Here is a 12,384-nt window from a genome sequence, read left to right as displayed (position 1 = left end):
CGGGCGGACCGCTTGGGCGGGCTGGGCCCCCGTGGCGCCAAGGCAGGGCAGGCCGGCATGCGCCACCGGGTAGGCCAGCGCACCGCGCTCAGCGTGAGCCGCCTTCGGCGCCCTCACCCGCCTGATCCAGCCCGGCGGCCAGCCCCTGTACACGGCGCCGCAGGTCCGGCAGGTCCCGCTGGACGGTACGCCAGACGATCGCCAGATCGACGCAGAAGTAGCCGTGCGCGATCGCGTTGCGCATCTGGTACGCCGCCGCCAGCGGCAGTTCCGGATGGGAGGCGGCCACCTCCGGGTGGTGCCGCAGGATGCCGTGGCTGGCCTCGCCGATGATCTCCAGGTTGCGGATCACCGCATCCTGCACCAGCGCCTCGCCCAGAAAACCGGCCTCGTCCAGACCGGCGGTGTAGCGGTCGATGCGCTCGATGGCCTCGAGGATGTGGGCCAGATACTCCGCCAGCCGCGGCCGGGCACGGGGCGTCATACCGGCTCGGCCTCGGCCAGCACGGCGACCCGGAAGCCAGAGGGAAGCGCGCCCGGCGTCAGCACGTCGACCGGCACGCCGAGCAGCTGGCCGAGCTCGTGCCGGATCGCCCCGAGGTCCAACAGGGTCATCTGCGGCGTCGGATCGACCAGCAGGTCGAGGTCGCTGCCGTCGGCGTCCTCCCCCCGCAGTACGGAGCCGAACACGCGCGCGTTGCAGGCGTGGTGGGCCTCGACGATGCGGCGGATCGCGGCGCGGTGGGCTGCGAGGGCTTCGGAGGGTTTCACGTCCTGGGGGTCTCCGATCCAGACGGGGTCGGCTGCGGCGCGGCAGGAAGGGCAGGCTCGTGCGGAACCGAGAGGACGCCGATCCGCCGCGCTCGCCAAGGCATGCTGACAGTCGAAGACGATATTACAAAAGCTCGGGGCGCGGAAGGGCGTCCGCCACCGCCCGCCCGTCAGGTGCCGCAGAAGGTGACGTAGCGCCGCGCCCAGTCGCGCGGGGCCGGCTCGGCGTGGCGGGGGTCGGCCGGCTCGTCGAACGGGCGCTGCAGCGCGGCGTGCAGCGCGCGCCACGACGCCAGGCTGCCCTGCAGCGCGGCGGCCAGCGCCTCCTCCACGCGCAGGTTGCGCGGAATCACCGCCGGGTTGGCGCGGCGCAGGGCGGCGGCGACCTCCCGCGCCGGCACGCCGCCGCGCAGCAGCCGCGCAGCCCAGCGCACGAGCCACCCGTCCAGCGCCGCCGGCTCGCGCAGCAGGGGGGAAAGCGCCGCACGGGCCGCCGCCTGCAGCGCCGCCTCGCCCCCGTCCACGGCGGCGGCCACCTCCGCCAGCCGCCGGTGCGCCAGCGTCCAGTCCGCCTCCTGGGCCTGCAGCCCTGCCAGCCAGTCGGCGATCAGCGCGTCGTCGTCGGCCGCCCAGGCATCATCCGGCCCCTCGTCGGCCAGCCATGCCCACGGGCCGGCGGCGGGCGCCGCCCCGGGCGGCGTCAGACCGAGCCTGGCGCGCATCGCCGCGCGCCACGCGCGCCGCCACGCCGGCGTGAAGCCGCGCACCGCCTCGGTGGCCACCGCCACCGCCTGCTCCTCGTCCGTGTGCAGCAGCGGCAGCACCGTCTCCGCCAGCCGCGCCAGGTTCCACGCCGCGATGCGCGGCTGGTTGCCCCAGGCGTAGCGCCCGCCGTGGTCGATCGAGCTGTGCACGGTGGCCGGATCGAACGCCTCCATGAACGCGCACGGGCCGTAGTCGATCGTCTCGCCGCCGATGGCCATGTTGTCGGTGTTCATGACGCCGTGGATGAAGCCGACCGCCATCCACTGCGCGACCAGCCGCGCCTGCCGCGCCACCACCGCGCGCAGCCACGCCAGCGCCAGCTCGGCGGGCACCTGCGGCACGCCGCCATCGGGCACCGGCGGCAGCGCCGCGGCCAGATCCGGGTCGTGGCGCCGCAGCGCAAAGGTCAGCAGCCGGCGCAGCAGCGCCGCCTCGCCCTGCGCCGCCACCCACTGGAAGGTGCCGACGCGCAGGTGGCTGGCGGCCACGCGCACCAGCAGCGCGCCGGGCAGCGGCTCGCCGTCGCGCCAGACCGTCTGGCCGGTGGCCAGCACCGCCAGCGCGCGCGTGGTCGGGATGCCCAGCGCATGCATCGCGGCGCTGACCAGCGCCTCGCGCAGCATCGGCGCCAGCGCCGCCAGCCCGTCGCCGCCGCGCGAAAGCGGCGTCGGGCCGCTGCCCTTGAGCGCCACGTCCACGCGGCGCGGCCCGGCGGGGGTGGCCAACTCGGCTTCGCCGAGCAGCAGCGCGCGCCCGTCACCGAGCCGCGGCACCCAGCCGCCGAACTGGTGCCCGGCGTAGATCTGCGCCACCGGCCGCGCGCCCGGCGGCAGCGCCTGCCCGGCAAGAAAGGCCTCACCGTCCGCGCGGCGCAGCCACGCCGGGGGCCAGCCCAGCGCCTGCGCCAGCGGCTCGTCCAGCGTCAGCAGCGCCGGGGCCGGCCAGCGCCGCGCCGACCACGGGATCGCCAGCTCCGGCAGCGCGGTGGCGAAGTCGGCGTGCAGCGGCGGCGGGCCGGCTTCGGCGGCGGCGGCCAGCAGTGCCGGGGCGGGTCGGGGATCGTTCATGGCGGCACGAGCGTAGCGGCGCGCGCGCCGCCGCGCCGCCCGCCGCCCGCATCACCCCTTGAGGGCCGCGGCCATTTCCCGCTCGCGCCGGCGCGTGGCGCGCGCCACCCAGACGGCGTAGCCGACGATGACGGTGGTGACGACGACGATCAGGATGGTGGCGGCGGCGTAGATGGTGGGGTTGATGCCGCGGCGCGCGTAGCCGAAGATCACCTGCGGCAGCGTGTTGACGCCGGGGCCGGAGAGGAATTCGGAGATCACCACGTCGTCGAACGACAGCGTGAACGACAGCAGGAACGCCGCCAGCACCGCCTGCGCGATGTTGGGCAGCGTCACGAGGAAGAACACCTGGTGCGGCCGCGCGCCCAGGTCCATCGCCGCCTCCTCGATGCGGCGGTCCATCTCCAGCAGGCGCGACTGCACCACCACCATCGCGTAGGCCATGCCCATCAGCGTGTGGCCGAGGATGATGGTCAGCATGCCGCGCTGCGGCCAGCCGAAGACGTTCTGCGCCCCCACCATCAGCAGCAGCAGCGAAAGTCCGATGATGACCTCCGGCATCACCAGCGGCGCGTTGACCATGCCGGAGAACACGGTGCGCCCCCAGAAGCGGCGGTAGCGCACCAGCACGAAGGCGGCGAACGTGCCCAGCACCGCCGACAGCACCCCGGTGGTCAGCGCGACCTTGAGCGAGACGAAAAAGCCGTTGACGATCTTGGTGTCGTTCAGCAGCGCCTCGTACCAGCGCAGCGAAAAGCCGGTGAACACCGCGTCCTGCCGCGTGCTGTTGAACGAGAACACGATCATGAACACGAGCGGCGCGTACAGGAACGCGTAGACCAGCAGCAGCCAGCCCTTGCCGAAATGGCGTGCGAGGAGGTTGCCCATGCCCCAGCCCCCGGTTCAGTGCTGCGCGGCGGCCGCGCGCTCGCCGCTGTAGCGGTAGTAGATCGCCAGCGGCACGACGATCAGGCCGATCATCACCACCGCCAGGGCCGCGGCGCGCGGCCAGTTGTTGGCGGTGAACATCTCGTCCCACACCACGCGGCCGATCATGAGGTTTTCCGGGCCGCCCAGCAGCGACGGGATGACGAACTCGCCCACCGACGGGATGAACACCAGCATGAAGCCGGCGATGATGCCGGCCTTGGACAGCGGCACCGTCACCAGCCAGAACGCCTTCCACGGCGTGGCGCCGAGGTCGTAGGCCGCCTCCAGCAGCCGCCAGTCGAGCTTGACCAGCGTCGCGTACAGCGGCAGCACCATGAAGGGCAGGTAGACGTAGGTCATGCCGACCAGCATCGACACGTTGGTGTAGAGCAGGTGCAGCGGCTCGTCGATGAAACCGACGGCCATCAGCAGGCGGTTGAGGATGCCGGCGTCGGCCAGGATCCCCTTCCACGCGTAGACGCGCAGCAGGAACGACGTCCAGAACGGCAGCATCACCATCAGCAGCAGCGCCGGGCGCACCGAGGCCGGGCTGCGCGCGATGAAGTACGCGAACGGGTAGCCGATCAGCAGGCACAGCGTGGCGGTGATGCCGGCGTACGCCACCGAGCGCACGTAGGCCTCGACGTAGAGGGTGCGGAACAGCGGGCCGTCCCACTCGGTCTTGAAGATGGTCCAGTAGTTCTCGTACTTCAGGCGCAGGACGCCGGCCGCCTCGTCCCACAGCGGGCGGAACGGATCGATGCCGTCGCCCATGTCGACGAAACTGATGTAGAGCAGGATCAGGAACGGCAGCAGGAAGAACACCGTCAGCCACGCGAACGGCACGGCGATGACGAAGCGCCGGCCCGGCAGCGGCACGGTGGGGGCGGAAGCGGTCGATCCGGTCATGGCGGCGGACTCCCGGCAGGTGGCTCAGTCGCGCAGCACGACGCCGGCGGTGTCGCGCCACCAGAACCAGACCTCGTCGTCCCAGGTGATGTCCGACAGGTCGTGGCGCGAGGTGTTGGCCTCGGTGATGCGCACCTTGTGGCCCTGCGGCGTCACCACGATGTAGGCGTTGTAGGAGCCGAAGTAGGCGATCTCCTTGACGCGGCCCTGGAACAGGTTGCAGGCCACGCCGTCGGGGCGGTGCTTGGCGATCTCGATCTTCTCCGGCCGGACCGCCACGCTGATCGGCATGCCCACGGTGCCGGTGGTGCCATGGCCGACGTGGATGCGGCCGATCGGCGCGTCGATCGCACAGTGGTCCGGCTCGTCCACCGCCAGCGTGCCGTCGAACAGGTTGACGCTGCCGATGAAGTCCGCGACGAACCGGTTGGCCGGGTACTCGTACATCTCCTGCGGCGTGCCGACCTGCAGCACGCGGCCCTTGCTCATGACGGCGATGCGGCTGGCCATCGTCATCGCCTCCTCCTGGTCGTGCGTCACCATCACGCAGGTCACGCCGACCTGCTCGATGATGTTGACCAGCTCGAACTGCGTCTGCTCGCGCAGCTTCTTGTCCAGCGCGCCCAGCGGCTCGTCCAGCAGCAGCAGCTTGGGCCGCTTGGCCAGGCTGCGCGCCAGCGCCACGCGCTGCTGCTGGCCGCCGGAGAGCTGGTGCGGCTTGCGCCGCGCGTAGGCCGTCAGCTGCACCAGCGCCAGCATGTCGCCGACGCGCTTTTCGATCTCGGCCTTGGGCAGGCCCTCGCGCTTGAGGCCAAAGGCGACGTTCTCCCACACGTCCAGGTGCGGAAACAGCGCGTAGCTCTGGAACATCATGTTGACCGGCCGCTCGTACGGCGGCAGGCCCGCCACGTCCTGCCCGCCCAGCAGGATGCGGCCCGAGGTCGGCGTCTCGAAACCGGCCAGCATGCGCAGCAGCGTGGACTTGCCGCAGCCGGAGCTGCCCAGCAGCGCGAAGATCTCGCCCTTGCGCACCGACAGCGACACCTCGTCGACGGCCACCACCTGGTCGAACTTCTTGACCAGCCTCTCGGTGACCAGGTAATGCTCCGCATCGACCGGAACTCGCGGGGCTTCAGCCATGACGCCTCTCAGCAGGGAAGGGGGCCCGGGAGACGGGCAGGAAGCGGCCGGCGGCCGCAACGACAAAGCGCAACGGGCTGCCTGCCCGCGGGGGGAGCACAGCCCGTTGCGTCATGGAAGCGTGCCGTGCGCGCGGCGCGGCGCCGTCAGCCACTCACTTGCCGCGCTTGAACGCGTTGTAGGCCGAGGCCATCGCCTCGCGCGCCTCGTTGGTGTAGCTGCTGGGCTGGATCAGCTTGGGCATGTAGTCGGCCGGCGGGAAGATCGACGGGTTGTTGACCACCTCGGGCTTCATCTGGTCGCGGCCCTTGGTGTTGCCGGTGTTGTAGCCCATCTCGTTGGCCATCGCGGCGGCGTTTTCCGGACGCAGGAAGAAGTCGATGAACGCGTGCGCGTTGTTCGGGTGCTTGGCGTCCTTCAGGATCGCCATCGTGTCGAAGAACGCCAGCGCACCGGTGGAGGGCAGCAGCGCGACGATCTCGTCCTTGGAGCCGGTCTCGGCGGCGCGGCTGGCGGCGATGTTGATGTCGCCGGCCCAGCCGATGACGGCGCAGGCCTTGCCGCTGGCGATGTCGTCGATCATCGTCGAGCTGAAGATGCGGATGTCCTTGCGGACCTTCTTGAGCATCTCCACCGCGGCCTTGTAGTCTTCCGGGTCGTTGGAGTAGGCGTCCTTGCCGATGTAGTGCAGCGCCACCGGGATGATCTCGGTGGGCGAATCGAGGTAGGCGATGCCGCAGCTCTTGAGCTTGGCGGTGTACTTCGGATCGAACACCAGGTCCCAGGCATTTTCGGGCATCGGCATGCCGCCCAGGGCCTTCTCGACCTTCTGCTTGTTGATGCCGACGGTGGTAAAGCTCCAGCCCCACGGCACCAGGTACTGGTTGCCCGGGTCGACGCGGTCGAGCACCTTCATGACCGCCGGGTCGAGGTTGGCGTAGTTGGGGATCTTGGCCTTGTCCAGCGGCTGGAACAGGCCGGCCTCGATCTGCGGCTTGGCGAACACGCTGCCGGGCACGACGATGTCGTAGCCGGTGTTGCCGGCCACCAGCTTGGCGTGCAGGGCCTCGTTGGTCTCGAAGGTGTCGTAGTTGACCTTGATGCCGGTCTCCTTCTCGAAGGCCTCCAGCATGCCCTCGGGAATGTAGTCGGGCCAGTTGTAGATGTTGAGCACCTTCTCGTCATCCAGCACCGGGCCGGCCGGGGCCTGGGCGACCGCGGGGGCCGGCGCCGGGGCGGGCTGGGCGACGGGTTCTTCCTTCTTGCCGCAGCCGGCGGCGAACGCCGCGGCCAGGGCCAGCGCGAGCAGACGCTTCTTCATGTCCACACTCCTGTCGAAAGCCAGTGGAAGACGGAACGCAAGCCAGTGTTCCGATGCAGCAGGCCGGTGCGGACCGATGCCCACCCGACGCCCGAGAACAGCTCCGCCGGGCATTGTAGGGCAGGGTCAACCCTGAACGCGCCCCTGGCGTTGCAAATCCGCCCACGTGGCGTCCAGCGCACGGCGGATCAGGCCGATCATGACGTCGATGTCGGCACGCGTCATCACCAGCGGCGGCGCGATGATCATGCGCGCGCCCACCGCGCGCATCACCACGCCGGTGTCGAAGCAGTGCTGGCGGCACAGCAGGCCGACCTCCCAGTCCTCCGGAAATGGCTCGAGTGTGGCCTTGTCGCGCACGAGGATCAGGCCGGCCACCATGCCGCAGCTTTCCGCCACGCCCACCAGCGGGTGATCGGCCAGCGTGGCGAAGCGCTCGGCCAGGTAGGGCCCGGTGTCGTCACGCACGCGCTCGGGCAGCCGCTCGCGCTGCATCAGGTCGAGGTTGGCCAGCGCCACCGCGCAGGCCACCGGATGACCGCTGTAGGTGTAGCCGTGCGTGAACTCGCCACCGTCCACCAGCACGCGCGCGACGCGCTCGCCCACCAGCACGCCGCCCAGCGGCACGTAGCCGCTGGTGACCGCCTTGGCAAACGTCACCAGGTCGGGCTTGATGCCGAAGCGCTCGTAGGCGAACCAGTGCCCCAGCCGGCCGAAGGCGCAGATCACCTCGTCGCTGATCAGCAGGATGCCGTAGCGCTCGACGATGCGCTGCACCTCCGGCCAGTAGGTCGCCGGCGGGATGATGACGCCGCCGGCGCCCTGCACCGGCTCGGCGATGAAGGCTGCGACCTTGTCGGGGCCGACCTCGAGGATCTTTTCCTCCAGCCAGCGCGCGGCGCGCACGCCGAACGCCTCGGGCGTCTCGCCGGGCAGGCGGTGCTGCCAGTAGTACGGCTGCTCGATGTGCACGACGCCCGGAATCGGCAGGTCGCCCTGCTCGTGCATGGCGCGCATGCCGCCCAGCGACGCCGCCGCCACCGTGGAGCCGTGGTAGGCGTTCCAGCGCCCGATGATGACCTTGCGCTGCGGCTGACCCATCAGGTCCCAGTAGCGGCGCACCAGCCGCACGTTGGTGTCGTTGGCCTCCGAGCCGCTGCTGGTGAAGAACACGTGCGTGAAGCGCCTCCCGTCCACCGGCGGGGCCAGCTCGCTCAGCCGCCGCGCCAGCCGCACCGGCGGCTCGGTGGTGGTCTGGAAGAACGTGTTGTAGAACGGCAGCGTCAGCATCTGGTGATACGCCGCCTCGGCCAGCTCGCGGCGGCCGTAGCCGGCGTTGACGCACCACAGGCCGCTCATGCCGTCCAGGATGCGGTGACCGTCGGCGTCCCAGATCCAGATGCCCTCGGCGCGCGTGATGACGCGCACCCCCTTGGCGGCCAGCGCCGCATGGTCGGTGAACGGGTGCAGGAAATGCGCCGCATCCAGCGCGCGCAGCTCGTGCGTGAGGTCGGGGTCGGCCACGGCGGTCATCGCGGGTCTCCTTCGGTGGGGCGGGCCGCCGGCCGCGGCGGCCGCGCGGGGGGGTCAGACGTGCAGCAGCAGGTGCTCGCGCTCCCACGGCGAGATCACCTTCATGAACTCCTCGAACTCCAGTTCCTTGATCTCGGTGTAGATGGTGATGAACTCCTCGCCCAGCACGTGGTGCAGGTCGGGCTCGCGCCGCAGCCAGTCCAGCGCCTCGCCCAGGCTGCGCGGCAGCGCATACGGCGACAGGTACGCGTCGCCGCGCATCTCCGGCTTGGGCTTGATCTTGTGCACGATGCCGAGGTAGCCGCAGGCCAGCGTCATCGCCATCGCGATGTAGGGGTTGGCGTCCGCCCCGATGACGCGGTTTTCCAGCCGGCGCGCCTGCGGCGGCGCGATCGGCGAGCGGATGCCGACCGTGCGGTTGTCGTGGCCCCACTCGATGTTGATCGGCGCGGCGGTGTGGCGCGCCAGCCGCCGGTAGCTGTTCACGTAGGGCGCCACCAGGGCCATCGCCGCCGGGATGTAGCGCTGCAGCCCGCCGATGTAGTGGTAGAACATCTCCGAGGGGCTGCCGTCCTCGTTGCTGAAGACGTTGCGGCCGGTCTCCTTGTCCACCAGGCTCTGGTGGATGTGCATCGCGCTGCCGGGCTCGCCGGCGATCGGCTTGGCCATGAAGGTGGCGTACATGTCGTGGCGCAGCGCCACCTCGCGCACCGTGCGCTTGAACAGGAACACCTCGTCCGCCAGCTCCAGCGGGTGGGCGTGGAAGAAGTTGATCTCCATCTGCCCGGCGCCGACCTCATGGATCAGCGTGTCGACGTTGAGCTCCATCTTCTCGCAGCAGTCGTAGATCTCCTCGAACAGGGGATCGAACTCGTTGACCGCGTCGATCGAGTACGCCTGGCGCGAGGTCTCGGCGCGGCCGCTGCGGCCGATCGGCGGGTGCAGCAGCGTGTTGGGGTCGGTGTTGCGCGCCGTCAGGTAGAACTCCAGCTCCGGCGCCACCACCGGCTGCAGGCCCAGCGCGTCGAACAGCCCGCAGACGTGGCGCAGCACGCTGCGCGGCGCATACGGAATGAGCTTGCCGCTGTGGTCGAAGCAGTCGTGGATGACCTGCGCGGTGGGGTCGGCCACCCACGGCACGATGCGCGCGGTGGCCGGATCCGGGCGCAGCTGCATGTCGCGCTCGGTCGGGTCGATGACGTCGTAGTACGGCCCGCTGGAGGGCTGCTCGCCGGTGACGCTCATCGCCACCACCGAGGCCGGCAGGCGCATGCCGCGGTCCTCGGTGAACTTCTCGCGCGGCAGGATCTTGCCGCGCGCCACGCCGGTCAGGTCGGGCACCAGGCACTCGACCTCGGTGACGCGGCGTTCGTTGAGCCATTGCTCCAGGTCGTTGAAGGTCTTCAGTTGCTTGGCGCTGCTCATGTCGGTCTCCTTGGCCCTGTGGGGGAGGGCGGCCGGCGGGCCGCCCGGTGCGGGCATTGTCGCCGCGCGGCGTGCGCCGGCGCCAGCGCCCGGACGACGCTCCCTCAGGCAGGGGTTTCGGGGGCAGCGGCAAAGGCGCGTGCCTCGGCCAGCCGGCGCGCGCGGCGCTGGCGCACCGCCTCGCCGAAGGCGCGGAAGATCGCGCTGGAGAGCGCATCCTCCCGGCAGCGCCACTCCGGGTGCCACTGGACCGCCAGCGCGAATGTCGGCGCGGCCTCGAACTCCACCGCCTCGATGAGCCCGTCGGGCGCGTGCGCCACCGCGCGCAGGCCGCGCCCGAGCCGCTTGATGCCCTGGCCGTGCAGCGAGTTGACGCGTACCACCGGCGCGCCGCCGGCCAGCCGGTGCAGCAGGCTGCCCGGCTGCAGCGTCACCTCGTGGCGCGGGGCGTACTGCTGCTCCAGCGGCGCGTCCTTCGGCTCGCGGTGGTCCAGATGGCCGGGCAGCGCGTGCACCGCCTGGTGCAGGCTGCCGCCGAGTGCGACGTTGATCTCCTGAAAACCGCGGCAGATGCCCAGCAGCGGCACCTCCTGCGCCAGCGCCTCGCGCACCACCGCCAGCGTCACTTCGTCGCGCTGCTCGTCCAGCGGCAGGCGCGGGTCGGCCACCGCCTCGCCGAAGTGGCGCGGGTGCACGTTGGACGGCGAGCCGGTCAGCACCACGCCGTCCACCTGCGCCAGCAGTTGCGGCACCTGCGCGGCATCCGCGAGCGGAAACATCACCGGCTGCGCCTGCGCGCCGACCTTGACCGCGCGCGCATACTTGTCGCCCAGCACCAGATAGGGCTGCGCATGCGCCGTCTCGCCCAGCAGGCGGTGATCGGCAGGCATCCATACCCAGGGTGGGAGTGCGTCGTCGTGCATGATGGGGCCATTCTGCGCGCCGCCGACAGGCACAATCGGTGCCATTTGCATGCCCCCCGAAGGGCCACTTGCGGCTTTGCCAAGCGCTCGATGCCATGACGCTGTCCACCACCTTGCTGGCCGACCATCTGGCGGCCGAACTGGCACGCGAGGACGGGCCCGCCGGCCCGGGCAGCGGCCTGCCGCTGAACCGCCGCCTGGCCGAGGCGCTGCGGCGCGCGATCCAGGACGGGCGGTTGGGCGCCGGCGACCGTCTGCCCTCCAGCCGCGAGCTGGCGGCCGACCTGCGGCTGTCGCGCAACACCGTGGTGGCGGCGCTGGAGCAGCTGGCCGCCGAGGGCTGGGTGCGCGGCCGCGTCGGCAGCGGCACGTTCGTGGCCGAACCGCCGGCGGGCCTGGGCGCGATGCCGCGGCGCGGGGCGCCGGCGGCGGCGCTGCCCGGGCTGTCGCGCCGCGGCCAGCGGCTGGCGCGCACGCGCAACGCGCAGCACCTGGAGGTGCAGCCGTTCACGCCGGGAGCGGCGGACTTCAGCGCCTTTCCGGTGGCGCTGTGGCAGCGGCTGCAGAACCGGCACTGGCGCGGCGCGCGGCCGGAGATGCTGGACTACACGACCTCGGGCGGCTACGGCCCGCTGCGCCGCGCGGTGGCCGATCACCTGCGCGTGGCGCGCGGCATGCGGCTGCAGCCCGAGCAGGTCATCATCACCAGCGGCACGCAGCAGTCGCTGGAGCTGTGCGCGCGCCTGCTGGCCGACGAGGGCGACATCGTCTGGATCGAGGATCCGGCCTACTGGGGCGCGGCCAAGGCGCTGCAGGCCTGCGGGCTGCGGCTGCACGCGCTGCCGGTGGACGCGCAGGGGTGGGCGCCCCCGCCGGCGCCGGCGCCGGCGCCGCGGCTGATCTATGTGACGCCGTCGCACCAGTACCCCACGGGCGCGGTGATGCCGCTGGCGCGCCGGCGCGCGCTGCTGGCCGAGGCGGCACGCCACCAGGCCTGGGTGCTGGAGGACGACTACGACAGCGAATTCCGCTTCGACGGCGCGCCGATCGCCGCGCTGGCCGGGCTGGACGACGATGGCCGCGTCTGCTACCTGGGCACGTTCTCCAAGGTGCTCTATCCGGGCCTCAAGCTCGGCTATCTGGTGGTGCCGCGCGCGCTGGTGGAGGACTTCCGCCAGGCGCACTACGACCTCAACCGCCCCGGCCAGCTGCCGCTGCAGGCCGCGCTGGCGGAATTCATCGAGCTGGGCCACTTCGCCAGCGCGCTGCGGCGCGCGCGCCAGGCCTACGCGGCGCGGCGCGCGCAGCTGCTGCAGGCGCTGCAGCCGCTGCGCGCGCTGCCCGGCGTGGCGCTGCAGGGCGCCGCGCAGGGGCTGCACCTGTGCCTGCAGCTGCCGGGCCAAGCCGACGACGCGGCCATCGCGCAGCAGCTGGCCGCCGAGGGCATCACGGTGCGCCCGCTGTCGGCGTACTGCCTGGCGCGGGACGACCTGCGCGGGCTGCTGATCGGCTACGGCTACGCGCAGCCCGGCCTGATCGAGCCGTGCGCGCGCCGCCTGGTCGAGGTGGTGCGGCAGGCGCTGCAGCAGCCCGCCTAGAG

General features: G+C 71.7%; 11 protein-coding genes. 1 reads left to right on the top strand and 10 read right to left on the bottom strand.

Annotation, left to right across the window (positions count from 1 at the left end):
• Positions 1–88: 88 nt before the first annotated feature.
• From Tsedi_RS05505 to Tsedi_RS05460, 10 genes are all read right to left on the bottom strand, one after another.
• On the bottom strand, positions 89–484 hold the full coding sequence (locus Tsedi_RS05505) for a HepT-like ribonuclease domain-containing protein (protein WP_143894444.1): 396 nt from the start codon (positions 482–484) through the stop codon (positions 89–91).
• Positions 481–771 carry a nucleotidyltransferase family protein gene (locus Tsedi_RS05500; protein WP_143894442.1) on the bottom strand — a complete coding sequence of 97 codons (291 nt, stop codon included), beginning with the start codon at positions 769–771 and terminating at the stop codon, positions 481–483. Before Tsedi_RS05500 ends, Tsedi_RS05505 begins: the two co-directional genes overlap by 4 nt.
• A gap of 170 nt (positions 772–941) precedes the next feature.
• On the bottom strand, positions 942–2,603 hold the full coding sequence (locus Tsedi_RS05495; RefSeq protein WP_143894440.1) for a protein adenylyltransferase SelO: 1,662 nt from the start codon (positions 2,601–2,603) through the stop codon (positions 942–944).
• A 51-nt stretch (positions 2,604–2,654) separates the two neighbouring features.
• Positions 2,655–3,491 (bottom strand): ABC transporter permease, encoded by an 837-nt coding sequence (locus Tsedi_RS05490; RefSeq protein WP_143894437.1) that lies wholly within the window; start codon positions 3,489–3,491, stop codon positions 2,655–2,657.
• Positions 3,492–3,506: 15 nt separating this feature from the next.
• Entirely contained in the window at positions 3,507–4,442 is a 936-nt protein-coding gene (locus tag Tsedi_RS05485; protein ID WP_143894435.1) for an ABC transporter permease, read from the bottom strand.
• Positions 4,443–4,466: 24 nt separating this feature from the next.
• The gene (locus Tsedi_RS05480; protein WP_143894433.1) at positions 4,467–5,582 is read right to left on the bottom strand and encodes an ABC transporter ATP-binding protein; all 1,116 of its coding nucleotides are present in this window, start codon (positions 5,580–5,582) and stop codon (positions 4,467–4,469) included.
• 154 nt (positions 5,583–5,736) lie between these two features.
• Complete coding sequence (locus tag Tsedi_RS05475) at positions 5,737–6,903, bottom strand: extracellular solute-binding protein (RefSeq protein ID WP_143894431.1); 1,167 nt, start codon at positions 6,901–6,903, stop codon at positions 5,737–5,739.
• 126 nt (positions 6,904–7,029) lie between these two features.
• A complete protein-coding gene (locus Tsedi_RS05470) occupies positions 7,030–8,436 on the bottom strand; it encodes an aspartate aminotransferase family protein (protein WP_143894429.1) in 1,407 nt (468 codons plus the stop codon).
• 54 nt (positions 8,437–8,490) lie between these two features.
• On the bottom strand, positions 8,491–9,861 hold the full coding sequence (locus Tsedi_RS05465; protein WP_143894427.1) for a glutamine synthetase family protein: 1,371 nt from the start codon (positions 9,859–9,861) through the stop codon (positions 8,491–8,493).
• Positions 9,862–9,965: 104 nt separating this feature from the next.
• Positions 9,966–10,784 carry a gamma-glutamyl-gamma-aminobutyrate hydrolase family protein gene (locus Tsedi_RS05460; protein WP_143894425.1) on the bottom strand — a complete coding sequence of 273 codons (819 nt, stop codon included), beginning with the start codon at positions 10,782–10,784 and terminating at the stop codon, positions 9,966–9,968.
• A gap of 95 nt (positions 10,785–10,879) precedes the next feature.
• Here Tsedi_RS05460 and pdxR point away from each other — a divergent pair, with 95 nt between their 5' ends.
• Positions 10,880–12,382, top strand: a complete 1,503-nt coding sequence (gene pdxR, locus Tsedi_RS05455) for a MocR-like pyridoxine biosynthesis transcription factor PdxR (protein WP_246099187.1) — start codon at positions 10,880–10,882, stop codon at positions 12,380–12,382.
• Positions 12,383–12,384: the final 2 nt, after the last annotated feature.

Source organism: Tepidimonas sediminis, from assembly GCF_007556605.1.
Lineage (GTDB): Bacteria > Pseudomonadota > Gammaproteobacteria > Burkholderiales > Burkholderiaceae_C > Tepidimonas > Tepidimonas sediminis.
The sequence above is the reverse complement of the archived record's forward strand: the minus strand, read 5'-3'. Positions and strand labels throughout refer to the sequence as shown.